The 26,160-nt window shown below is 44.7% G+C and carries 19 protein-coding genes and 1 pseudogene; 8 read left to right on the forward strand and 12 right to left on the reverse strand.

Going from position 1 to position 26,160, the window contains the following annotated elements; translation table 11 throughout:
- Positions 1-20 precede the first annotated feature (20 nt).
- The 3 genes from ITJ87_RS17540 to ITJ87_RS17550 form a co-directional block, all read right to left on the reverse strand.
- Entirely contained in the window at positions 21-2,012 is a 1,992-nt protein-coding gene (locus ITJ87_RS17540) for a RagB/SusD family nutrient uptake outer membrane protein (RefSeq protein WP_117964185.1), read from the reverse strand.
- Between the two features lie 12 nt (positions 2,013-2,024).
- On the reverse strand, positions 2,025-5,426 hold the full coding sequence (locus ITJ87_RS17545; protein ID WP_057255850.1) for a TonB-dependent receptor: 3,402 nt from the start codon (positions 5,424-5,426) through the stop codon (positions 2,025-2,027).
- A 235-nt stretch (positions 5,427-5,661) separates the two neighbouring features.
- Positions 5,662-6,675 carry a FecR family protein gene (locus tag ITJ87_RS17550; RefSeq protein WP_057255723.1) on the reverse strand — a complete coding sequence of 338 codons (1,014 nt, stop codon included), beginning with the start codon at positions 6,673-6,675 and terminating at the stop codon, positions 5,662-5,664.
- A 137-nt stretch (positions 6,676-6,812) separates the two neighbouring features.
- Here ITJ87_RS17550 and ITJ87_RS17555 point away from each other — a divergent pair, with 137 nt between their 5' ends.
- From ITJ87_RS17555 to ITJ87_RS18865, 5 genes and pseudogenes are all read left to right on the forward strand, one after another.
- A complete protein-coding gene (locus ITJ87_RS17555; protein WP_008665234.1) occupies positions 6,813-7,391 on the forward strand; it encodes an RNA polymerase sigma-70 factor in 579 nt (192 codons plus the stop codon).
- Positions 7,392-7,745: 354 nt separating this feature from the next.
- Positions 7,746-8,240, forward strand: coding sequence for a hypothetical protein (locus ITJ87_RS17560; protein ID WP_117964184.1), 495 nt, complete (start codon positions 7,746-7,748; stop codon positions 8,238-8,240).
- The gene (locus tag ITJ87_RS17565) at positions 8,237-9,166 is read left to right on the forward strand and encodes a ThuA domain-containing protein (RefSeq protein ID WP_117964183.1); all 930 of its coding nucleotides are present in this window, start codon (positions 8,237-8,239) and stop codon (positions 9,164-9,166) included. The genes ITJ87_RS17560 and ITJ87_RS17565 overlap by 4 nt, the downstream gene beginning before the upstream one ends.
- A gap of 5 nt (positions 9,167-9,171) precedes the next feature.
- Positions 9,172-10,305 (forward strand): cellulase N-terminal Ig-like domain-containing protein, encoded by a 1,134-nt coding sequence (locus ITJ87_RS18860; protein ID WP_227203880.1) that lies wholly within the window; start codon positions 9,172-9,174, stop codon positions 10,303-10,305.
- A 12-nt stretch (positions 10,306-10,317) separates the two neighbouring features.
- A pseudogene (locus tag ITJ87_RS18865) lies at positions 10,318-11,586 on the forward strand (glycoside hydrolase family 9 protein); the annotation flags it as partial.
- Positions 11,587-11,664: 78 nt separating this feature from the next.
- Here the strand turns inward: ITJ87_RS18865 and ITJ87_RS17575 are convergent.
- On the reverse strand, positions 11,665-14,298 hold the full coding sequence (locus ITJ87_RS17575; RefSeq protein ID WP_117964182.1) for a valine--tRNA ligase: 2,634 nt from the start codon (positions 14,296-14,298) through the stop codon (positions 11,665-11,667).
- A 101-nt stretch (positions 14,299-14,399) separates the two neighbouring features.
- Between ITJ87_RS17575 and ITJ87_RS17580 the strand changes: the two genes are divergently transcribed.
- The gene (locus tag ITJ87_RS17580) at positions 14,400-15,446 is read left to right on the forward strand and encodes a DUF3810 domain-containing protein (RefSeq protein WP_117964181.1); all 1,047 of its coding nucleotides are present in this window, start codon (positions 14,400-14,402) and stop codon (positions 15,444-15,446) included.
- Between the two features lie 11 nt (positions 15,447-15,457).
- Positions 15,458-16,279, forward strand: coding sequence for a nucleoside triphosphate pyrophosphohydrolase (gene mazG, locus ITJ87_RS17585; protein WP_117964180.1), 822 nt, complete (start codon positions 15,458-15,460; stop codon positions 16,277-16,279).
- Between the two features lie 130 nt (positions 16,280-16,409).
- Here mazG and ITJ87_RS17590 read toward each other — a convergent pair whose 3' ends face one another.
- The 6 genes from ITJ87_RS17590 to rpsA form a co-directional block, all read right to left on the reverse strand.
- A complete protein-coding gene (locus tag ITJ87_RS17590; protein ID WP_009038074.1) occupies positions 16,410-16,883 on the reverse strand; it encodes a hypothetical protein in 474 nt (157 codons plus the stop codon).
- Between the two features lie 25 nt (positions 16,884-16,908).
- The gene (locus ITJ87_RS17595; protein ID WP_117964179.1) at positions 16,909-17,274 is read right to left on the reverse strand and encodes a hypothetical protein; all 366 of its coding nucleotides are present in this window, start codon (positions 17,272-17,274) and stop codon (positions 16,909-16,911) included.
- A gap of 47 nt (positions 17,275-17,321) precedes the next feature.
- On the reverse strand, positions 17,322-17,876 hold the full coding sequence (locus ITJ87_RS17600) for an RNA polymerase sigma factor (RefSeq protein ID WP_117964178.1): 555 nt from the start codon (positions 17,874-17,876) through the stop codon (positions 17,322-17,324).
- A 135-nt stretch (positions 17,877-18,011) separates the two neighbouring features.
- Positions 18,012-18,926, reverse strand: a complete 915-nt coding sequence (locus ITJ87_RS17605) for a ribonuclease Z (protein WP_117964177.1) — start codon at positions 18,924-18,926, stop codon at positions 18,012-18,014.
- Positions 18,927-18,960: 34 nt separating this feature from the next.
- Positions 18,961-19,752, reverse strand: a complete 792-nt coding sequence (locus ITJ87_RS17610) for a hypothetical protein (protein ID WP_117964176.1) — start codon at positions 19,750-19,752, stop codon at positions 18,961-18,963.
- A gap of 174 nt (positions 19,753-19,926) precedes the next feature.
- Positions 19,927-21,723: a 30S ribosomal protein S1 gene (gene rpsA, locus ITJ87_RS17615; RefSeq protein WP_005831997.1), complete on the reverse strand. Its 1,797-nt coding sequence runs from the start codon at positions 21,721-21,723 to the stop codon at positions 19,927-19,929.
- 196 nt (positions 21,724-21,919) lie between these two features.
- Here rpsA and ITJ87_RS17620 point away from each other — a divergent pair, with 196 nt between their 5' ends.
- Positions 21,920-22,741: an alpha/beta hydrolase gene (locus tag ITJ87_RS17620; RefSeq protein WP_117964175.1), complete on the forward strand. Its 822-nt coding sequence runs from the start codon at positions 21,920-21,922 to the stop codon at positions 22,739-22,741.
- A gap of 3 nt (positions 22,742-22,744) precedes the next feature.
- Here ITJ87_RS17620 and coaW read toward each other — a convergent pair whose 3' ends face one another.
- A complete protein-coding gene (gene coaW / locus ITJ87_RS17625) occupies positions 22,745-23,575 on the reverse strand; it encodes a type II pantothenate kinase (protein ID WP_117600456.1) in 831 nt (276 codons plus the stop codon).
- Positions 23,576-23,718: 143 nt separating this feature from the next.
- Complete coding sequence (locus tag ITJ87_RS17630; protein ID WP_117964174.1) at positions 23,719-26,040, reverse strand: DUF5686 family protein; 2,322 nt, start codon at positions 26,038-26,040, stop codon at positions 23,719-23,721.
- Positions 26,041-26,160 lie beyond the last annotated feature (120 nt).

The raw sequence follows: 26,160 nt of genomic DNA on the forward strand, positions 1-26,160 counted from the left end.
TCTACTTAATATTATTCAAATTAATGACCAGGATTCTGAACTAAACCATTCGTGGCAATATTAGGTATGCCCCTATAGTAATTGATGTTCTGGAAAGTACGCCCTCCTCTTGTTTCGTCACCAAAGTAGTTCACCCTTGCAAAGACATATTTAGGCTCTGCACCACGCAAGTCAAGCATCGGCACCAAAGCTTTACGAATTCTATTATTGCTGAACTCAGTATGGAATTCCCTACGACGATTCATATCCCAAAAACGCTTTCCTTCAAACGCCATCTCCACACGACGTTCCTTCAAAACACTCTCTAATGTCAAAGATATCCGGTCGGTGTGTCCGGCTCTACGTCGCAAAGCATTCAAACAGTTCTCAGCCAATTCCTTATCGCCAAATCCACTACCATTTTCCACAACAGCCTCAGCATAATTCAGGTAGACTTCTGCCAAACGCATATCAATATAAGAGGTAGTGGACGAAAGACGGTCGGGAGACATGCTCTCGCCCTCGGGCATATACTTACGGACTCCAAAACCTGTAGCAGTCCAATTAGCATCCTCACCACTGTTCACATTATTAAATCCGGAGAACATGGTTTCACCTTCGGCTCCTAAAGCATAATATGTTGTTCCATTTTTCTGAGTAGACTCGTTTGAATAAGCCACATAGCTATTATTGTCCTTGATAAATCCGCCCTGGATAATAATCTCAGTGCCGGCATAAGATGAACCCGGCACAACCACACTTGCCAACAGACGTGCATCCTTGTTGGCAAACGGTTCATACAAATCGTTGTATTTAACAAAAGGTACCGACATCAAGGTGTTCACTACAGAAGCATTATTCATATTATGGAAATTAGCGATATAAGCATCTTCATTCCCATCCGTACGAGTTACAATCTTTGCACTTTTTCCCGTGCCGTCATCCGTATAATCTTCAAACAAATCAACGATTTCCAACATCGGATTGAAACGTCCATATTTCAGAGCGCCCGGATTGACTTGAGGAAGGATATTAAACTGAGCATAGCTATGTCCCTGATTAGTATTGGTTGTTCCATTAAGATACGCTTTACTGAAAATGACCTCTTCATTCTGGTCATTCAGGAACAAGGCCTGGAAGTTTGATGCAGCCTCCTTAACAGTAGCCGGAGTAGGCTTATAAAGAGATTTACCGGAATTCTCTATAAGGAACTTAGATGCTTCAATACATTCTTTATAGAATGCATCGGCATCGGCAGAAGTCATTCCACCCACCAGTTTCTGAGTGACAGCCTCACCAGCCAAAGGTGCCAGATTCCAATACTTGGCTACAGAAGCTGCATGAAGTGCAACTCTTGACTTCAACGCATAAGCTGCCCACTTGGTTACGCGATACAAATCCGAACCAGAAGTCGCATCGGGCAAGGTAGCAGCAGCAAGGGTACACTCATTCAATACAAATTTCCAAGTATCCAACTCTGTACTGCGGGGAACTGCTACAGCACCCGGTCCACCATCGGCATAATCATCGTCCTGCACTTTGTCAATCAGAGGAACGCCGCCATATCTTTTTACAAGCCCATAATACATATAAGCACGTGCAAAATGGGCTTCACCAGTCATATGATCCGCATCTGCAACAGAAATTGTTCCAGCTTCTTTGGCTTTTTCTACATTTTGCATAAAAATATTCACCTGACGAATATCTCCATAGGGCCAATAATTGAATCCTTCATAACCTATATCCACTCCTCCGTCACTACGGGTAGCTTCGTCGGTAAGAAATGCTAAATTAGTAGTTTCATTCACACCATCATAACCGCGTTGATTAAAACCAGCATTCGGACGATAATTAAAATCTTCCATAGGAATCATGGTATATATGTTTGCCAATAGTGCCTTTACACCACCTTCTGTCTCCAATAACTGATCGGGAGACACTTTATCCAGCGGTTCAAGTTCCAAGAAGGCATTACAACCGGACAATCCCATCAATGCACATAATGAGAATATCGATAAAATATTTTTTTTCATGGTATTTCAGAATTAAAAGTTTATGTTTAACCCAAAGTTATAAGTTCTCATCAACGGATATGCCAAGTTGGCTCCCCAATCCCTTTCCTCACGTTCGGGATCAGCATCCTTCAAAGCCTTGTTACAGAACGTAAACAGATTTGAACCATTGACAAAGATACGGGCACTGTTCAACCCGATTCTTTTCATAAATGATTTTGGCAGATTGTAACCAATCTCCATACTCTTCAAACGGAGATAAGTAGCTTGCGGAAGCCAAACGGAAATACCATAATTCCATCTACTACCATTATCCGAAGTATTGGAGAAATTGTGGCGTAATGCCGGATAATAACCGGCTACCCATTGTGTGGCAGGATTATACGGATCATCTGTTATATTTACAGGATGCCAACGATCTACATACTTCGCAATTAAATAAGATTTATTTGTCTTGCCACCATATCCCCAAACATCATCATTGGCATATCCGATGGAGTAACCGGAAGCTCCTTGAAACAGCATATTGAGATCAAAATTCTTATAAGAAGCCGCCAAAGTCAACCCATACTGGATAGGAGGATTTGCACCGGTTGCCCAAAACTCCGGAACACGGTCACTGCTGTTAATCCTGCCATCACCATTCAAGTCAAGCAATCTGTAACTACCCGGAAGCATCTTAGAGTTACCCAAGTTTCCACCAATCAAAGGAGCCGTTTCATACTGTTCCAAAGAAGTATATTGGCCATCGTATTTATACAACCACATCACATTACTGTTGCGGTTTTCCTTTCCATTCAGCCATCTATCCATAGAACTGGTATATTCGGCATGTTCCACATGCAGACTTCTTTCACGTGCATACGTAAAATTAGCACTTACTGAATATGAGAAGTCCTTACCGATTTGTCCTCTGTGTCCCAATTCAATCTCAAAACCCCGGTTCCGGTTAGAATTCAGATTTTCCTTCGGGAAACTTGCACCAAATGTATCAGGAGCAGATTGTGCACGGTCAGCCAAAATGCCTTCATTCTTACGATTGAACCACTCGATAGTACCACTCAACTTACCGTTCCATAAGTCAAAGTCCAGACCTACATTGGAAATAGAAGATGTAACCCAAGAAAGCCGGTCAGTCACTACACCAGGAGCTACCATACCCATAATCTGGCTGGCACCATCAAAAACATAACCATTAGAAGCTGAATTATAAGCAGATACATATTGGAAAGGATCACCGGCATCATATCCACTTTGCCCAAAAGAACCCCTGATTTTCAAATTAGTAATGAACGGCAAATTGTCCTTGATGAAACTTTCTTCCGAAAGTCGCCATCCGGCACTTACCGACGGGAAGAACGTCCAACGCTTAGAAGGAGCATAACGATAAGAACCATCATAACGTCCTACTACCTCCAACAAGTATTTACCGGCATAATCATAGTTCGCACGCATCAGATAGGCTGCCAAACGGCCAAAACTACGATACCCTGAATTGGTAGCTGTACCCGGACTTGCCTGATTCAAAATATCATTAGTAAACAACTCTGAATATTGCCGGGAACCGGATAATTCATCGCGTCGTGTACTGCTCAACTCTGCCACAGCTGTCACATTCAAATTGTGCTGATTGAAAGAACGCATATAATTAGCCTGCAACCTACCATAAATCTTCTGATATATTCTCATCGTATTGGAATAAGCATCAGTACTACCTCCCGTACCGGCAGGCGCATCTGTATAATAATCATACAACGGATAAGAACGATTTAAAGAAGAGTTGTTACGATTGTTACCGTCAAATGACCCCAAAAGACTCAATGCCAACCCTTTTACAAAAGGAACTTGCCAATTCAATTCCACATCGGCAGAATACGTCAGGCCTCTGTTCTTGCGATAACCGTCTATATCCGGATCAACCAACGCAAAAGGATTCTTGTTTTCAGGACCGATTGCAGACAAATGATTGGGATTATTAATCGTATGAGTACCGATACCACGGTCATTAACCATCAAAGTCTTAAAAGTCCACATAAAATCCTCTCTCGGCCTTTGGGTTTCATCCCAACGCCCGGACAGATTCACATTCAGTTTCAGCCCTTTCGTAAGCTCTGCAGTCAGGTTACTTCTCAGATTATATCTATGATAGTATTGGATACCACTCTTCAGCAAACCATTATCGCCATTATAGCCGAAGCTCACATAATATTTTACCTTATCCGTTCCGCCTCTCACAGAAACAGTATGCGATTGCTGGAACGCCAGTTTATTCATAAACATGTCAATCCAGTTATTGTCTGTATAACCCTTAGCCCCGGTTCTATACAGTTCCAGAATATCGTCAGTGTATTCAGGGGCAGCCTGGTCATTACGTGCCCTTTCATTGGCCAACATGCGATAAGTATAAGCATCTACCGTTTCTTCCATACCCGTGGCATTCTTCATACCGAACAATGCTGAGTAAGATACTCTGGTCTTTTCGGCTACACCTTTTTTGGTAGTAACAATGATTACGCCATTAGCCGCATTCATACCATAAATAGCGGCAGAAGCATCTTTCAAAATAGAGATACTTTCTATATCCTCAGAATTCAGCTGTGCAAGTTCTTCAGTACCTTCACGTGTGATACCATCAATTACCACCAACGGGTCACCATAACCGCGAATGCTCACCATATTGTCGAAAGTTCCCGGCTCTCCGGTTTTCTGACGAATCAATAACCCCGGCATCTTACCTTGAATATTGCTAATCAGATTCTCGGTCTTGGTCGTAGCTATTTCATCAGCACCAATGGCTGCAATGGCACCGGTCAGTGATTCTTTCTTCTGTACACCATATCCTACAACAACCACTTCATCCAATATCTCAGCATCTTCTACCAAAACTATCTTGAACGAATTTCGGCCTGCAACCTTTATGTTTTGCGTCTTATAACCTACATAGCTTATTATAAGAGTAGCATCAGAGCCCACATTGGTCAGAATGAAATTACCGTCAATGTCTGTTATGACACCGTTGGTAGTTCCCTGCACCAAGATACTGGCACCAATCACCGGTTCACCGGTTGCATCGACCACAGAACCTTTCACTGTCGCAGCCTGCAAGGTTGCCTGTATCCCATCAGCTCCTATAGCTTTATCATAAAGGATTATATTACGGTCCAATACCTTATAGCCTATATTGGTTCCTTTGAACACATCGTTCAGAACCTTGAATATGGTTTTGTTATTTGCCCGGACCGATACACGGCGCTTAACGTCAATCTGCTTGTTGTTGTAGAAGAAAACGAATTCAGTACCCTGTTCCAATTCTGTCAGTACTTCATCAACGGTCTTGTCTTCAAGAGCAATGTTTACCATTGTCTTTTGAGCATAACCTTCATTGGCAAAAGTCATACCAACCAAACAAAACAACATAAATAATGTGCATCTCATAGCAAGAGGAATTTTTTTCATGCATCTCATCAGGACACTTTTTGCCCTAAATGATTGGATACAATAGTGTTTTTTCATAATTTTGTATTGATTTCTAGTGAAAAAATAAAGTTGCTTTATCTGTCGCCAAACAGATATTTAAAAGTTACTGTGTTTCATGCAGGAAAATGCGCCAACATTTTCCTGCATGTTTTTCTAAACGGACTTGTGTTTCATCATACTACTTTTTAAAGGGTTAATAAACTTCTATTACCTGTCTCTCGGCATTCACATCACCATCTTCAACAAACTTGAAATGAATATTCGAGGAGATTCGGAAGTGCTCCAATATTCGCTCCAAACGTTGTTTGGTAAATGTAGCCGTAAAGGAATTCTGCTTCAATGAAGCCTTTTTCAGAATGAATTCCACATTATACCTTTTGCTCAAACTCTTCAATATATCTTCAAACGGAGTGTTCCTGAAAATCAAGCGTCCGTCCTTCCAACATGTTTCCACGTCTACATTGACTTCTTTCACAACGACCTTTTCCCGCACTATATCATAAATAACCTTTTGCCCCGGTATCATCATTACATTATTCCTCCTGCCATTATTCACATAGGAGAAACTGACTTTACCCGAAACCAAAGTGGTCTGTACCGTCCTGCTCCCTTTGTAAGCCTCTACGTTGAACTCCGTTCCATGTACCACTATCTTGGAATTGTTCAGCGTGCCGACAATGAACTTCTTTTCATCTTTTGCGACAGAAAAGAATGCTTCACCCACCAACTTCACTTCCCTTTTATCATCGGCAAATCGGGAAGGATAGCGCAACGACGACGACGAGTTCAGAACGACTTCCGTTCCATCCGGCAATTCGACAGAAGTAGTCATTCCCGGATTTGTCCTGACTTCCATCATATGTATCTCTTCTTTATCCTTGTCCCAATAAAGGATAGACCACGATACCATCAAAGGGATGAATAAAATGGCGGCCGCCCGTTGCATCCCTCTAAATAATACCCGATACCTATTGACCTTTTTCTGTTTCATCTTACGATGTACATCCTCCAAGGCCTTCTTTACATCCAGCCTGGATGAAATCTGCGCCATGTCCGCCGCCAGGCCGAGTGTCTGAACCTGGCGGGCTGTCCTGCGGTTCTCTTCCGATGCCTCCAACCACTCCTCTACCAGAGCAGTTTCATCTTCCGTTGTCTCTCCTTCATAATACTTGAGAAGCAGGTTCTCCATTCCCTCTCTTTTTACCATAATTTTTATTGCTAGCTTTAATCTAAAGACAAACGGGTGAAAAGAACTCCTAAACAAAAAGCTAAAAATATTTTATATACTTAGATTATAATGGGAAAAAAAGCTATTTTTGCCCAACAATAATGAACCCCCACCCTATGAGAAACATACCATTAGAAGATACATCTTTATTATCCGCCATACAAAAAGGAGATAGAAGTGCTTTTGATGTGTTATTTCAAAAGTACTATTCTGTGCTCTGCACCTACTGCTATCGTTTTGTCCGGTTGGAAGATGCAGAAGAGATTGTTCAAGACGTCATGCTATGGCTTTGGGAAAACCGCGAAAGACCTATTATCGAATATTCGCTCAAGCAATATCTGTTCAAGGCTGTCTACCATCGTTGCATGACCCGGATTGCCCAAAATGAAGTGAAGCAACGGGCAGACACCGCTTACTATGAACGAATGTTCGCCATGCTGCAGGAGGTGGATATCTATCAAATCAACGAATTAAGCAAGCATATACAAAGGGCCATCAACGAATTGCCGCCTACTTATAGGGAAGCTTTCATCATGCATCGTTTCCAGAATCTGAGTTACAAGGAAGCTGCCGAACTACTCAACGTTTCCCCCAAAACGGTAGACTACCGCATTCAGCAGGCTTTGAAGATTTTAAGGGTCAAGTTGAAAGATTATCTGCCACTGATATTGATGCACCTGCTCACCTCGCATTAAGACCATACACACGCAGAACGTCCCCTATACCTTGCCGGCTACACACCGGGACTTAGCCCTAAAGAGTATAGGACTGAAAGGTCAAAACATCCGGATGTTTTACTACAATACATGGGGATGTTTTCACCCAAAACACCCGGATGTATTACCTCAAAACATCCGGGTGTTTTAATGGAAAGGATGCGGATGTTATGACCTCTCAGTATACGGGTCAGACCGGTTCAGTCCTGATGGGAGAGGCACTAAGTCCCTATACATCCCGTGTTCATTAATTATTCTAAAAAAAGTTAGGGAAAACTCCGGGCCACCGGTCATATAAGCAAGAAGTAACCCTATTATTATCATAACCTCAAAATGCACGCAATGAGAAAACTGATTATCCTATTGTCGGCGCTGGTGTACGTCATCCATGCACAAGCGCAATTTTCAGTGACAGCCCATCAGGAAGGATGGGACAATATTCCTCCACAAGTACAAAAACCGGGATTTTCCTTTCAGCAATCCGTATTTGCCAATATGGACGGGGACGATGCCCTTGAAGAAGTAATGCTTTTCGGACGTGACAACGGACACTACCCCACTTTCGACCTTTTCAAGGCCTACTATGCAATCGTAGACAACTATACCAAAGAAGTACAATACATTTCCGACGAGATTTATGTCACCGACAAGTACAATCTCCTTGTAGAAGACCGCAACAAGGACGGCATCTCCGAGCTCTACATATCCTACTTCAAAGACGGAAAGTTCAGCGTAGACGAACAAGGTTACAATCTGCGCACCACACGCTGCTACGACCATATAGAATGGAACCCTACTGGCAAAAACTTTAAATCTTCCGGAAAATGAAAACAAGACTGACACTTATCCTGGTACTCCTTATTTATATAGGAGCTGCCTCGCACACACACGCACAGCAAAAGAAAGTAATCAAAACCATAATGATAGCCGGGCAGGACGGCAGCCATTACTGGCAAGGCGCCTGCGAAGCCATGAAGCAGATATTGGAAAACAGCGGAATGTTCAAAGTGGACTTCGCCTTTACACCCGACTTTGGTGGAGACATCGCCACCTTCAAACCCGATTTCCACCAATATGATTTAATCGTCATCAACTACGGCGGAGCTACATGGACAGAGCCCGTACGCAAGAATTTCGAGAAATACGTTGCCGATGGAGGCGGTGTGGTAGTGATACATTCTTCCGTCGTCCCAATGGCCGACTGGAAAGAATACAACGAGATAATAGGCATGGGGGCATGGGACGGACGAAACGAAAAGGACGGCCCGTATCTGTACTGGAAAGACGGACAATACGTCTACGACTACTCTCCGGGGTATGCCGGCTACCACGGCTTGCAGCACGAAACCGTCATAGAACACCGCGCCCCCCATCATCCTATCCTGCAAGGATTGCCTCCTCAATGGAAACACTTCAAGGACGAGATATATACCCGCCTACGCGGTCCGGTAAGAAACATGGAAATATTGGCAACCGCCTACGAACGCGGACGGCATGAACCGTTGATGTGGACAGTAAGCTACGGGAAAGGGCGCATATTCGTCGACCTCCTGGGGCACTGCGGCAACGACCCGAACATGACTTACTCCATGCGCTGCACCGGTTTCCAGGTGACTTTACTCCGGGGATGCGAATGGGCTGCCACCGGCGCCGTCACCCAAGAAGTTCCCGCAGATTTCCCACTGAAGGATACTTATACATTACGTCCGGAGTTCAAGGCTCCTTTTCATGCTTACCCTGAAACCAAACACTGAATACCATGAAATACATCATCCGAACACTGCTGCTGGCATGCTGCTGCATGCAGGCACAAGCACAAGCTCCGTGGAAACCCGATACGGAACTGGAGAAACAATTACAGCAAAGCAATCATGTGCACCGCATAATGAAAGCTAATCCCGCACACGCCGGACTGACGCGGTGGGAAAAGAAAGAGGTATTGAAAAGCAGGGTACTCCCTCTGGCCGAAGATTTCGGCGCTCTGCGCCATACCGGACCCGGAACCATACATGTAGACCGTAAAGTCACTGTCTCAGGCAAAGGAAGTGTCCGTCTGGACACTCCTGCCTCCCTGGGCAAGAAGAATCCAACAAACCGGAATTACGCCACCCCGGAGATTATCCGTCCCCTCGACCGGGAAGACTTGCGGGAATACAACCGCTTTTCCGTTTGGGTATATGTGGATGCACCGGGCGTTTATCTGACCTTTGCCGGATTCACCCTATACAATGAAGGGGAGAAAATCATGCCGACTCCCGGACGCTTTGAAGGACAACACTTCGAGACTGTCTATCCCAACAAATGGCAGCACATCATATGGGAAATACCGGACCTATACCGTGATTGTGTCACAGGCTTTTCGGTAAACATCATGCTGGCAGGTGCTCCTGCAGGAGCCAGCGAACACATGAGCCTATACATAGACGACATGCGCATCGAAAAGGTAGAAGCGGAAAACAGCCGGGGATTCGACCTGCGAAAAGATGCAATGGCCTACTGCCACAGCGGATACAAGCCGGGAGCACGCAAGCAGGCTTTGGTGCAGCACGTACCGGAAAGGACTTTCAGCCTACACGATGCCGCCACGGGACAAACCGTTTATCAAGGTAAGGCCAGTCCTCTGAATCAAGACAAGAAGCAGGACAAAGGATTTCTTGTGCTGGACTTCAGCAGTTTCAATACGCCCGGACAATACTTCCTCTCCATCGGTGATGTACAATCAAAGCCTTTCCCCATCGGAAATGATGCCTACCTGTCTACCGCCTGGCACACGCTGAACTTCTTCTTTTCCGAACGTTGCGGTTTCGACCAGCCCGGCATTCATCAGGAATGCCATCAGGATGTATTCGCCTATCATCCCGACGGACGGAGCATGAGTATTGCCGGAGGATGACACGATGCAGCCGACCTGACTCAAGGAACGGGAAATACAGCCGAATCGTGCATCGCCCTCCTCGAAATGGCCGGTGCCGTACAAGGCAAAGACAGTATCTTCTACGAACGCCTGCTGGAAGAGGCACGCTGGGGAGTGAACTGGATTCTGCGTACCCGCTTCGGTGACGGCTACCGACTGGGCGGACTGATTATCGGCATTTGGACAAAGAATATCCGTGGTGACAAAGACGACATGCAGACAGAAGCACGAAATACACCTACGGACAATCTGAAAGCCGCTTCCAGTTGCGCACTCGCCGCCCCTCATTTTGAAAAGAAAGACCCGGTATTTGCACGGTGGTGCCGGAACAGTGCCATTGAGGACTTCCAATTCGCCATCGACCTGCTGGATACACAAAGGACGGAACAGAACGAAACCGAACTTTATGCCCTTGCCACCGTCACAGCCATGCGTTTGTACCGCCTTACACAAGATGTTTACTATCTGGACTGGGCAACCCGGCTGGCACGTACCGTCATGGCAGGCCAACAATTGGAAAAGCGTACCGACTGGAAAATCCCCCTGCGAGGTTTCTTCTATGAATCTTCCCGGAAAAAGCGTATTCTGGCCTATTATCACCAAAGCCAAGAGCACTTGATGGCCGAAGGACTCTCGATGCTACTGACAGATGCCCCCACCCATCCGGACGCCCCGTTGTGGCAGGCATCTTGTGAAGCCTATGCAGACTATCTACGCGGGGTTTCACAACTGATTGAGCCGTATGGCATACTGCCAAGCGCCGTATACGAGGTGGATAATACCGATTATAAGAATCTGTACCATGAAGGCGAGCAGGTAGGGCTTCCCAGTCTGGAAGAATACAATGCACAAGTGCGCAACGGTATCCCTCTCTCAAAGAACTTCTACCTGCGCCGTTTCCCCGTTGCCTACCAGTTCAGGGGATTCCACGCTGTTGTCATGGGTAAAGCCAAAGCAGCCTTTATTCTTGCACGCCTATTCAATGATAAAGCGTTAAGGGATATTGCAACCCGCCAGGTAGAATACATATTAGGCTACAACCCGTTTGCCATGAGTACCGTTTATGGAGACGGATATGACTACCCGCCACTTTACGGAGCCTATGCCGGAGATGTGGTGGGAGCTGTACCCGTAGGAATCGAAACATTCGAAAATGAGGACGAACCCTACTTCCCGATGCAAAATAACTGCACTTACAAGGAAATCTGGACACACACCACCGCACGCCTAATGTGGTGCGTAGCAGAACTATTCAAATAAACAGTTCATTATACCGCTAAAAAAAGCTCCGGAGTTGAAGGTTCCGGAGCTTTTTCTCTGTTTTTATGTGACGGACAGTTATGCCTTTTTCAATGCTGCAATACTTTCCTTGAGAGATTTGATGATACTTTCAGCATCTGCCTGCTTCTTGCGTTCCATCTCAAGAACGGCGGCAGGAGCATTATTCACAAACTTCTCGTTACCCAGTTTCTTCAGCACACCCTGCAAGAATCCTTCCTTATGCTTCAGTTCGGCCTCCATACGGGCTATCTCGGCTTCCACGTCAATCATGTTACCCAAAGGTACGGCATATTCCGTAGTACCTACCATGAAGGAAGCAGCACCGTCGGCCTTGTTCTCCACCACATTGATGGACGAAAGGTTACACATTTTCGTAACAACCGCGTTGAACGCCACAACCGGATTCTCACCGATAACCTGCAACTCAAGTACCTCTTTTTGGGCGATGTTCTTCTGCAAACGGATGGAACGGATATTGCTGATAACCTCTTTCACCACTTCAAACTCCCGGATGATATCCTCATCTACCAATGCCGACATTGACAACGGGCTTACCATCAAGCTCTCACCGTCTGTACGGTCGCAAAGATGCTGCCACAACTCCTCTGTAATAAATGGCATGAACGGATGGAGCAGATGCAACAAGTTATCAAAGAAACCGATAGTTGCTTCATACACTTTCCGGTTAATGGGCTGGCCGTATGCCGGTTTAATCATTTCCAGATACCAGGAAGAGAATTCGTCCCAGAACAGTTTGTAAACAGCCATCAGCGCTTCACTCAAACGGTACTTGCTAAACAAATCAGCCACTTCGGCAGCTACTTCATTCTGCTTGGCCTCAAACCAGCGTACTGCCAGTTCTGAAGCTTCCGGTACCGGAACTTCCACACTGACTTCCCAACCTTTAATCAGACGGAAAGCGTTCCATATCTTATTATTGAAGTTACGTCCTTGCTCACACAATGCATCGTCAAAGAGGATGTCGTTTCCGGCAGGAGCTGAAAGCATCATGCCCATACGTACACCGTCGGCACCGTATTTCTCAATCAAATCCAGCGGGTCGGGAGAATTACCCAACGACTTGGACATCTTACGTCCCAGCTTGTCACGGACAATACCCGTAAAGTAAACGTTCTTGAACGGCATCTTGCCTTCGTACTCATAGCCTGCCATAATCATACGGGCTACCCAGAAGAAGATAATGTCCGGACCGGTCACCAAGTCGCTGGTAGGATAATAGTAGTTTATCTCCTCGTTACCCGGATTGTTGATACCGTCAAACAAAGAGATGGGCCACAACCAGGAGGAGAACCAAGTATCCAGGCAGTCCTCATCCTGACGAAGGTCTTCCAGTTTAAGGTCTGCATTACCCGTTTTCTCTTTTGCCAATGCCAAGGCTTCTTCGGGAGTGGCAGCCACTACATAACCACCTTCCGGCAAAAAATAAGCAGGAATGCGATGCCCCCACCACAACTGGCGGCTGATACACCAGTCCTTGATATTTTCCAACCAGTTCTTGTACGTATTCTTATATTTGGCAGGATAGAACTTCAACTCATCATTCATCACCGGCGGCAAAGCCATGTCGGCAAAGTGCTGCATCTTCAAGAACCACTGCATGGAAAGCTTCGGTTCGATGGGCACATTGGTACGTTCGGAGAAACCTACCTTGTTGGTATAGGCTTCCACTTTTTCCAGCAATCCGGCAGCAGCCAGGTCCTTCTCAATCTGCTCGCGCACATCGAAACGGTCCATGCCGATATACAAGCCGGCAGCTTCACTAAGCGTTCCGTTATCATTGAAGATGTCGATGCTCGGCAGGTTATACTTTTCACCCAGCATGTAGTCGTTCACATCGTGGGCAGGAGTTACCTTCAGACAACCGGTACCGAACTCTATATCTACGTAATCGTCCTCGATAACCGGAATAACACGTCCTACCAACGGAACGATCACCTTCTTACCCTTCAACCAAGTATTCTTGGGGTCATTCGGATTGATACACATGGCAGTATCTCCCATGATGGTTTCGGGACGGGTGGTAGCAACCACTGCATAACGTCCTTCGGGGTCACCTTCTACCATGTACTTCAGATAGTACAGCCTGCTGTGTTCTTCCTTGTAGATAACTTCCTCGTCACTAAGAGCGGTCAGCGCCTTCGGGTCCCAGTTCACCATACGGACACCACGGTAAATCAAACCTTTGTTATACAAGTCGACAAAAACCTTGAGCACGCTTTCACTACGTTTCTCATCCATTGTGAAAGCTGTACGGTCCCAATCGCAGGAAGCACCCAGCTTGCGAAGCTGCTTCAAGATGATGCCACCATGTTCATCCGTCCATTCCCAAGCGTGTTTCAAGAATTCGTCGCGGGTAAGGTCCGTCTTCTTGATGCCTTGTGCGGCAAGCTTGTTCACCACCTTGGCCTCGGTAGCAATGGAAGCATGGTCGGTTCCCGGCACCCAGCAGGCATTCTTGCCTTCCATGCGGGCACGACGTACCAGAATATCTTGTATGGTATTATTAAGCATGTGTCCCATGTGCAACACACCAGTGACGTTGGGGGGCGGGATGACGACGGTGTAAGGCTCACGACCATCGGGTTTCGAACTGAATAATTTGTGGTCCAACCAATACTGGTACCACTTTCCCTCCACGTCAGCGGGATTGTACTTACTTGCTAATTCCATGTTTTTAAATCTCTATAATTAATTTATTGCGAATAACGGGGACAAAATTAATGAATTAAAATTTAAATATATATTTTTGTCCCTACAAAACAGTATATAAAATGAGGGGGAAGCTAAAAATCCGGTATGTCATATTAATCGTGTTACTGTCTATCACATGGGCAACACAGCTCATACCAAGTTTGGGAGAAGTATATGCGCAGTCTGTATATCCGGTAATCTCCCATATTCTGTCCTCCTTTTCAAAACTCATACCTTTTGCCATAGGCGACTTGTTTATTTTCCTCAGCATCATCGGACTCCTTTTCAATCCCATCAGGGCACGCTATATTCAGAAAAAGAAGTGGAAACAGATTCTGCTGAACGAGATGGAATACTTGCTGTGGATATACGTATGGTTCTATCTGGCATGGGGACTGAACTACTCACAGAAAGATTTCTACGGCAGGACAAACATACCTTATACTGCCTATACTCCCGAAATCTTCCGGACATTTGTATACAACTATATCGACAAACTGAACACTTCTTATACGGACATTACTTCTATTGACGAACCATTGGTCTGCCGGGAAAGCGTATACGGATACAACCAAATCAGTGATACGCTGGGGGTACACCGCCCTCCTCACTCTTCTCCACGTGTAAAAACCATGCTTTTCACCCCGTTCATTTCCATGGTCGGTGTTACGGGAAGCATGGGACCCTTCTTCTGCGAATTTACACTGAACGGTGATTTGCTCCCGTCGCAATATCCCGCTACTTATGCCCACGAGCTGGCCCACCTGCTGGGTATCACCAGCGAGGCTGAAGCAAACTTTTACGCTTATCAGGTCTGTACCCGTTCGCAAGTGAAAGAGATTCGTTTCAGCGGGTATTTCTCCGTACTCTCACATGTGCTGGGTAGCGCCCGCCAACTGATGAGCGAAGAAGAATACGCAGAGCTTTTCAGCCGGATACGTCCTGAAATCATAGAACTGGCCCAAAAGAACCAGCAATACTGGATGGAAAAATACAGTCCGCTCATCGGGGACATTCAAAACTGGATTTATGACTTGTACCTGAAAGGAAACAAGATTCAAAGCGGACGCAAGAACTATTCGGAAGTAATAGGCTTGCTTATCTCATACGAAGAATGGAAAAACTAAATTTCAAAACCATGCATACAAGAAAAGAACAGATGGAAGCCTTCGGCCGCTTCCTCGACATACTCGACGAACTGCGCGAGAAATGTCCCTGGGACCGCAAGCAGACCAATGAAAGTCTGCGCCCCAATACTATCGAAGAGACTTATGAACTTTGTGACGCCTTGATGCGCGATGATAAGAATGACATCTGCAAAGAGTTGGGCGATGTGCTGCTGCATGTAGCTTTCTACGCAAAAATAGGCTCCGAAACCGGTGATTTCGATATGAAAGACGTATGCGACCGTCTTTGTGAGAAACTTATCTTCCGCCATCCCCATGTCTTCGGTGATGTAAAGGCCGAAACCGCAGGTCAGGTTTCTGAAAACTGGGAACAGTTGAAGTTAAAGGAAAAAGATGGAAACAAGACAGTATTGAGCGGTGTACCCGCCGCCCTACCCTCACTCATTAAGGCCTATCGTATCCAGGACAAGGCCCGCAATGTAGGATTTGACTGGGAGGAACGCGAGCAAGTGTGGGATAAGGTAAAAGAAGAAATCCAGGAATTCCAGGCTGAAGTCGCCCATATGGATAAGGAGAAAGCTGAAGCCGAATTCGGCGATGTCATGTTCAGCCTCATCAATGCTGCCCGCCTCTACAAAATCAATCCGGACAATGCACTGGAACGCACCAACCAGAAGTTCATCAACCGATTCAACTATGTAGAAGCACACAGCATCAAGGAGGGTAAAAATCTCCATGACATGACACTGGAAGAAATGGATAAGCTATGGAATGAAGCGAAAGCACTGGAAAAAGAAAGCAAACAAGATGATTCTTCTAAAGGTCAGGTTTAACTGGCTAAAGTAGAGGTTTAGGGAACTAAAGTAGAGGTTTAGCAAGGCTAAAACGAGGTATCTCTCATTAACAAAAGAAGGTTGCTCACACCATCGTGGCAACCTTCCTTATTTGTAATTCATTCACTACTCATTTTTTCCCTTGCGGTCTTCGCTGGGGGCCATCTCCCTTTTTATGCATGCCTTTCAGCAGTTCACGATGGAAACGCATTTCAGCTCTTTGCACCAGATAAATCTTTTTACAAGACAATATCTTCTTGAATTTATCAAAGTAGGTCTTGTCCAACCGGTCAGAAGCAATACGGGCATCATACACACCTTCCATAATTTCCTCATACTGGGCTTCGGTTGTTTTTTCATCTTTCCCTTGCCGGAGCAATTTCCAAGCCTCGTCATTCAACTGCTTTTTCCGGTCTTGCAATTCAAAATACAATGGGAAGAACTTAGCTGCTTCCTCACTCGTCAGCCCGGCTTTCTCCGTTATAAACGCTTTTTGTTTGGCACGAAACTCTTCGGGTGACAGATGCTGATCACATCCATCACTAGCCCAAAGCAGGGGCATCATGCCACATATCATAACCAATAAAACAATCAGTCTTTTCATTTTTAAATAGTTGAGTGTTGTTACTTTATTCTGCATCAGAGTCTGCCAAATAAACATACAATGAATAATCATCCAGCATGGAATTCTCTACGGCCATATTAATATATTCCATTTCTGTTTCCGTATCATCAGCAGCCATACGCTCTACAGATGGAGTATACTCCGAAGAAGCCACGCGGATAATCAATGCCGCACCTATAAACATGGCGGTCATATACAACCAAGGCTTTACCTTCTGCCACATTGTAGGCTCTGTCTGTACAGCAGTGAGTTTTTCTTTTTCGGGAAGCCGGTTCATTACCTCTGAAGTAAGATTCTCAAAGTAGCCGTCAGGAACGCGGAAAGGATTTTCCGTCCCTATCTTTTTCAGTATTTTATCTTCTTCTTTCATAAGCTTTCTCCTTTCTGTTTAATTAGACATTGTTTTGTGGCAAAGGTTTAATATTCCTCACCCAAAAACTTTTCTATTTTCTTCACGGCATGGTGATAAGAAGCCTTCAAGGCACCTACGGAAGTACCGAATATATCAGACATCTCTTCGTATTTCATTTCCTGGTAATACTTCAAATTAAACACCATACGTTGTTTTTCCGGCAAGGCAAGCAAGGCTTTTTGCAAAGCCATCTCTGCTTTATCACCGGAGAAGTAAGGATCACTTTCAAGCTTTTGAAGTGCATCTGCCTCGGGATCATCCAAAGATACTGTGGAAGCAGCCCGTTGTTTGTTCAGAAAAGTGAGGCATTCATTCAAGGCTATGCGATAGAGCCAGGTAGAGAGTTTAGCCTCTGCCCGAAAATAATCTATATTGGTCCATGCCTTAATGAAAGTATTCTGAAGTAAATCATTGGCATCTTCATGAGAGAGGACCATACGACGAATCTGCCAATACAGCTGCTCGCTATATTGGGCAACAATCATCTCAAATCCCCGCTTTTGTGTGCTTTCTTCTTGCAGAAGGGCCAACACTTCGCGTTCATTATAGGAAGGGGTCATAAATTTCTATTCGCATTTGTTATTTTAGACTGCCAAAGATAATGCAAACCGAAAGCAGAACAAAATGAACGAGTTCATTTTTTATGTCGAGGTGCAGTTATCTTCGCACTTGTGCAAAGATACGAAAAGTTTAATTCATACCGATACACAAAGTGTTTCTTTGGCAAGCTGAGTATCCGGAAAAATAGCGGATGCTTCTTGAAGTAAGATATTTTCATCTTCATATCGTGCCGAAAAATGTCCTATCAACAACTTCTTCACCTCAGCCCTCCTGGCTATTTCAGCCGCTTGTGCAGCAGTTGTATGAAATGTTTCTTTAGCACGCGGTGCATCCTCATTCGCAAATGTCGCTTCATGAAAAAGCAAGTCAACTCCTTTTATCTGCTCTACGATAGAAGGAAGATAGATGGTATCCGAGCAATAGGCATAACTGCGGGACGGAGCAGAAGGGCGGGTCAACAAGTTGTTGGAAACAGTTTTTCCCTCCGGTGTCACGTAATCGGCCCCATTCTTTATACGATTCAATTCGTATACCGGCACTTGGTAGAAATCGACCATTTCACGGATAATATGGTTAGGACGCTGCTTTTCTGCAAACAAAAAGCCACAACACGGCATACGATGACGCAAAGGAATGGTAGTAACCGTCAACGAACGGTCTTCATAAATCAGCATCGGTTCTTTCGTATCAAACTCATGGAAAAGGACCTTGTACGTCATCTGTCTATTAAAAAAGTCCAGCATAGGTGTCAGCAATGTTTCCAGCCCTTTTGGAGAATGGATATGCAACTCGGCTGTACGTCCTAAAAGGTTTAGTGTAGAAATCAGTCCCAATAAGCCAAAACAATGGTCTCCATGCAAGTGAGAGATAAAGATATGATTCAAACGTGAAAACTTCAGATGTGATTTACGGAACTGCAACTGTGCCCCTTCCCCACAATCAATCATAAACAGCTTGTCGCGCACGTTCACAATTTGAGACGTAGGGAAATGACGTGTTGTGGGTAAAGCGGAACCACAACCAAGAATATGTAACTCAAACTTTTCCATTCCAAACCTTCCGAACTGATTTCTACTCCTTGATTTATAGAAGAGCCTTTATCTCTGAAATTCCAAAGGATATTTCAAAAGTTTCTCTAGATTTATTCCCTTTATACAGATAGCCCACCCCTTTATCACACTTCACACATACTTCCAAGAACATGCGCAAGGCTGGATCGGAGGAATTCAAAGAGTTCTTCACATTTGCCTTCATCTGTTCTGCATTTTCCTTCAAAGCAGACATCTGTACTACAGATTCGTCAATCGTATAATGATACAGCACCTTATCCGACTCGATTGTCAGTTTATTGAGCAAAGTGGCTTCATCCACCTGCATCGGGCATGATACGTTGGTCATCTTCACTTGCTCTTCCAATTTCTTCTTATCACTGCTTTCAGCAGCTGAACCGCCATTCAATATATCTTTCAAGTCTTGAGTAGTCAGATAACACTCCACTTCGTTACCGGATGTCTTTCCTTTATAGATGAACTTCATACCGGAATCAGTACCGACAACCAAATCCAGCATCTCTTTAATAGCCCCTTGTGGATTACCCAACATAACAGTCACAGCAGACTTCATTGCATCGGGATTCTTTTTCAAAGCATCTATATCGAGGAAACTTTCATTCATAAGCAGCACATATACCACATCCGCCCCATCAAAAGTAATGCTGGATATTTCGCCGGAAGCTCCCATATCCATGGGACATTGTTTGTTGGCAGCCGCGATAGCCAGCTTGAGTTTAGACTTCTGGCCGCACGCGGTTAGTAACATCAGTGACAGGCAAGTGAACAACACCGTCTTCCCTACATTTTTGAACATGTTTTTCATAATAAATGAAAATAAATTATTGAATATTTCTATGATTACAAGAGCAACCACCCTGCAAAGATAAACATTTATGGAAAAACCATCCTTAATTCCATAAAATTCTATTGACAAATCATAAAAAAGAAGGGCACTTGTTTACGCAAGTACCCTTCCTTCATTTATAGAATGGAGTAATTATTTCTTTCCAGCTTCCATCTGTTCCTTCAAGGCAGCCAAAGCATCGATGTCACCCAGAGTAGTAGATGCAGCCTGGTTTTGGATAGCAGGAGCAACGTCTTCTCTCTTACCGGTTGACTTCTTAGTAGCAGCCTTCTTTTCAGCTCTTTCTTCTGCCTTTGCAGCATCTTCAAAGATACGGCTGTGAGAAAGGATAATACGCTTAGCATCCTTATTGAACTCAATTACCTTGAATTCAAGCTTCTCGTCCAACTGAGCTTGTGAGCCGTCTTCCTTAACGAGGTGCTTCGGAGTAGCGAAACCTTCTACACCATAAGGCAGAGCAACTACAGCACCCTTATCCAGCATTTCGATAATAGTACCTTCGTGTACAGAACCTACTGTAAATACAGTTTCAAATACATCCCAAGGATTTTCTTCGAGTTGCTTGTGGCCAAGGCTCAAGCGACGGTTTTCCTTGTCGATTTCCAGAACTTGTACGTCGATGTCTGCACCAATCTGAGTGAATTCAGACGGATGTTTAACCTTCTTCGTCCAAGACAGGTCAGAGATGTGAATCAAGCCGTCAACACCTTCTTCGATTTCAACGAATACACCGAAGTTAGTGAAGTTACGAACTTTTGCAGTGTGCTTGCTGCCGATAGGATACTTCTCTTCGATAGTTTCCCAAGGATCAGACTTCAGCTGTTTGATACCCAAAGACATCTTACGCTCTTCACGGTCCAAAGTCAGGACTACTGCCTCAACTTCGTCACCTACCTTCATGAAGTCCTGTGCAGAACGCAAGTGCTGTGACCAAGACATTTCAGATACGTGAATCAGACCTTCAACACCCGGAGCGATTTCGATGAATGCACCGTAGTCAGCCATAACTACAACTTTACCCTTCACGTGGTCGCCAACTTTCAGGTTAGCATCCAATGCATCCCAAGGATGTGGAGTGAGTTGCTTCAAGCCGAGAGCGATACGCTTCTTCTCATCATCAAAGTCAAGGATAACAACGTTGAGTTTCTGGTCGAGTTCAACCACTTCTTTCGGATCGCTGACACGGCCCCAAGAAAGGTCTGTGATGTGAATCAAACCGTCTACGCCACCCAGGTCGATAAATACACCATAGGAAGTGATATTCTTAACGGTACCTTCGAGAACTTGTCCTTTTTCGAGTTTACCGATGATTTCCTTCTTCTGTTGTTCCAGTTCGGCTTCGATAAGAGCCTTGTGGGAAACAACCACATTCTTGAATTCCTGGTTGATCTTAACAACCTTGAATTCCATTGTTTTGCCAACGAATACATCGTAGTCGCGGATAGGCTTCACGTCGATTTGAGAACCCGGCAAGAAAGCTTCGATGCCGAATACGTCTACAATCATACCACCCTTTGTGCGGCACTTGATGTAACCCTTGATAATTTCTTCGTTTTCCAAAGCTGCGTTTACGCGATCCCAAGAACGGGTAGCACGAGCTTTACGGTGAGACAGAACGAGCTGTCCTTTCTTGTCTTCCTGATTTTCGATGTATACCTCAACAGTATCACCAACCTTCAGTTCAGGATTGTAACGGAATTCACTCATCGGAATGATACCGTCTGATTTGTAACCGATGTTCACAACTACTTCACGCTTGTTCATTGCGATTACGGTTCCATCAACTACCTCGCGGTCGTTAACCTTGTTCAACGTATTGTCATACGCCTTTTCCAGTTCTTCGTGGCTTGCACTGGCTACTGATTCGCCGTTCTCATAAGCATCCCAGTTGAAGTCTTCAATAGGAGCTACATTCTTTAAATTTTCCATTAATAAATAAATTGTTTAACTCGTTAATTAAGTGAGACTTTATGTTGACTCATTGTAAATCGGGCGCAAAGATAGAAGTATTTTCTTGAACTACAAAACAAAAAGCATTCAAAACAGCAGTGGAATAATCAATTAAAGAACAAAAAAAATATTACCTTTGCATCGTTTCATTTATACATAATCTCAATAATTTATCATGAAAAAGATAATCGCATGCATTTCCATCATTTGCTATACATTATTATGTTATAGCCAAAATCAGACAACGGACAACAACTACCGTACACAAAAGAACATTTCCTATCTTCATCCTGGCGAAAAGGACAGCTATAAGCTGGAGCGTTGTAAGCTCGACATCCATTATCCTACAGATAAAAAAGGATTTGCAACCCTTGTCTGGTTTCACGGTGGAGGACTGGAAGTCGGAGAGAAACATTTCCCGAAGGAGTTCTTGAATCAAGGCTACGCCGTGATAGCCGTAAACTACCGACTCAGCCCGCGTGCCCAAAATCCTGCCTACACGGAAGATGCCGCAGAGGCCGTTGCTTGGACTTTCGAGAACATAGAAGAATTCGGAGGAGATAAAGATAAAATATACATAGCCGGTCATTCAGCCGGTGGTTATCTCTGTCTGATGCTCAATCTGGACAAGAGTTACCTGGCAAAGTGGAATATTGACGCCAACAGCCTGGCAGGTGCTTTCCCCATCAGCGGACAGACTACTACCCACTACACCATCCGCAAAGAACGCGGGCTGCCTTCCGACACTCCGATTATAGATAAATATGCTCCTTCCAATAACGTAAGAAAGGACGCTTCACCCATGATACTTATCACTGGCGACAAAGAGTTGGAGATGCTGGCACGCTATGAGGAAAACGCTCATCTATATGCCCTCCTCAAAGCACTGGGACAAAAAACCACCCTCTATCAGATGGAGGGATTTGACCACGGTACGGTGGCCGCTCCCGCATGTACCTTGATAAACAGCTATATGAAGAAGGCAAGCAAGAAGTAACCACTACCCTTGCCTTTCTTTTACGTATGCCAATGCCGCTCCTATTGCTGTTCTATATTCAGCATAGGGCGGTATATGAAAATGTACATGATAGATGGCTTCCATTTTAGAAAATACCTCCCGGCACTGAGGCAGTTGGGTAAGATTCCCTATCAGAACGAAATCCTTGATAGGACTATTCAAAGCTGACAGTACAGCAGCTCCTCCAATGGTTTGAAGCACCGTATAAATTATACCGCAGGCAATATCTTCTTGAGAAGCATTGCTATCTGCTTTCCCGAAAAGAGAGGCGGTAGCACTCACAGGCAAGTCAGGCAAAGCAGTGTTGCAAATATCACCTATCTGCAAGTTGACACGAGTTACATCCCCTTTCTCAGCCAACTCGGACACTTGATGAATATCATGAGTTTTCAACAGCAACCTTGATAGTCCCTGCAAGGTACCTCCACCAATCCCCAAGCCGCCAATATGCTGCACCTTGTCGCCGTCAATTTTCACAAAAGAAGTGCCGGTACCCATGCTGACTACAATCAGTTGGTCTATATCCGTTGCATGTCTGGCTCCCAAACCATTGGCAATAAACTCATCCGTTTTGCGAGTAGGCAGTCCATATAGAGGGCTGTTGACAAATGCGCTTCCCACTCCCGTTAGCATCACCTGCTCCACATCGACCAGCTGTATACCATTGTCATAAATATACTTACCGAATGCTCCGAATAAGGAAGTCACCGGGTCGGTAGCCGTAATAAACATTGGAGACTGTATCTGTTCTCCATTGATTCCAACGATTTTCGTGGTACTTCCACCCACATCTATTCCTATTACTATACCCATAGCTCCAAGTAATTTGCAGCAAAGTTACAAAAGAATCAATAATTGACAATTGATTAATGTGTCAATATGCTAATTGGCTGCGATATGTTTATGCTGTGCCATCACGCCGCAGGTCATTGACACATTATCACATTGGCACATTACTATCGGTTAAACAGCTCGAAGGTGAATTTGCAACCAATTTCCTGATACTTCCAGTTTGCAAAGCTGGCAAACAAGCCAAAATCAAAAATATGCGTACCAATGCCATACCCTACTTCCAGATAAGGTTTCAAGTGAGGTACTACCAGTGCATTCAGATACAGACGTTCGTTCAAGACATACTGGGTATATTTCATCAAATGGCGAAGCAGAAGGAAAGGCGCTTCGTATGTAAGGTGTCCACGGATATATTTGCGGGAAGAGTTATACCAACGCCCATCAAGCAATTGGAACACCCCGCCAATATCATCGCTCCAACCCATAGGCAGATTGGAGCGCCGCAAATTGGCAAAGTCCACAAAGTACAGTTCTTTCTGATTGGTGAACTCTCCCCAGCCAAAGCGCCAATAAATATCGCGCATCAATCCCAAAGAAACCTGATGCTGCAAATCGACCTCCACACGCTCGTACGAACCGCTGCTCTGCAATACTCCGCTGATGCCCCGTTCCCAATCCACCGAGATGGAAGGGTATTTGGAGTGAAGGTTCACCTTACGGTCACCATTCATATAGTAATATTGTCCCGGAGTCCAAGACAAACGGACACGGGGGGCAAAACTGTTATAAGTATGCCGAAACTTATTCAGGACATTGGGGTCGAAATTCGGAAAGAACGACGAGCCGCCGGAACCTACGTTTGTTACAGATTTTACCGATGGCATACTCGGATAGTTAAGTTCAAACCGGGAACGGTTCACTTCCGTACGTCTATGCATGGATATACCCACTTCCAGCGACAAGCCGTTCACTATCTCCCAGCTATGGCGCAGATTCAGATACAAGTCCTTGAAATAATCCAGATGTATCTGGTTGAAATCAAAGATACTGTCGGGAATAGCTTTCAAGTCATCCAGCACATCACTACTATAAATCCGGTTACCATTACCAAATTCCAGATGAAATGCCGCACGCTTACGAGGCCAATAATCAAAATCAGACTTCACCCTCCAGTAAAATTCTTTCTCTTTAAAATTATAACCTATCCGGGGAACGATTCGCAGCAGGCGGTCGCCCCTGAATATACGGTTGTACTTGAATTCCTGCCGATACGAAATTCCATGTTTGCCGCTATAACTCAAAAGAAAAGGATTAATCAACGGCGAACAGCGTACACTTCCCAATTTATCAAGGTCTACTGTGTAGCGACTAATCAGAGCATCCCCAATCTGTCCCCAGAATTCCAGATTCTTATTGACCGGCTTCTTTTTCCGGATGAGTGTATCCCGACGCAAGAAAAAATCCTGATACAATGTTTCCTCGTGCGGGGTCAACGGAATGGGACGTAAAGTTTTAAAGTAGGCAGTATCACGCCGAAAAGCATTCGTATCCGTACGCAACGTGTATGAATCTGACAAGTCATATTTACTTTTCTTCACCGACTTCCGTATATCACTTCCAGGAGTTTTCTGAATGATGTTCTTATAATCGAGTACAGCTTCATAAGTACCATCTACCACATTTCCCAAAAAACGGAACGTTGCATCCACATCATACTGCAACGGAAGAAATTCGTCCGAATCGCCCACATTACCCATCTTCACCAGATTATTGAACCGCACCATCTCATTACGTCCGGAAAAACGCATCTCGCGTACACTCCACACGTTATCACTCACAATCAGATAACCGCCCACCAGCTGAAAGCTTTTGCTTTTCGGCATAAAACGGATTTTATACTGGCGAGCATGCCGTTCCCCCATCACCGTATCAATCCGATAAGTATAATATTTTTTGGCATTGGGTGCTAAAGGAGAGAGTAGTTTGTCATATAATAGGGTAGAAGAATAGATATTGATGTGAAAATATTCCGGCAATCGTCCGTCCATTTCCCAAAACTCGGAAGCAGTGCCGACACTTGCCTTTACCTTCTGGTCATAGATGTCGGGAGCAGTAAAATGCAAATCGCTATAAGTTTCCATCATATATTCCCGCACCCCTTTTTTGGGCCGGAACATGGAAGGGATGTAGCGGAGAATATGATTCTTCTTACGAATATTCACCCAGCCCTTTATGTAAAGCTCAGCCTTGTAACTTTCAATAATACGTTCATAAAGGGGGGCAAAGAAGATGACTTTCTCCATGATGGAGTCTGCGGAACTCACATGTTTGTCAACCGGATAAGATACACGCTCCGCCCCTGCCTTCTGTACAAAAGAAAACAAGAAGCAAATCCAAATCCATATAAACAACAAACGTTTCAACCGCAATTTCTCCTTATAGAATCGGGACAAATATACGGAAGAATTCGTGTAATGCAAAAACATGTTCCATAAAGAAGCAGGGATGACACTTGTGACACCCTTTATTATAAAACATATGTTACGCGCGAGAGACAATAATACACAAGCACACATAGTTTGTGCAAGATAAATACGAACCTATAT

This window comes from Bacteroides sp. HF-162, assembly GCF_015679285.1.
Classification (GTDB): Bacteria; Bacteroidota; Bacteroidia; order Bacteroidales; family Bacteroidaceae; genus Bacteroides; species Bacteroides uniformis.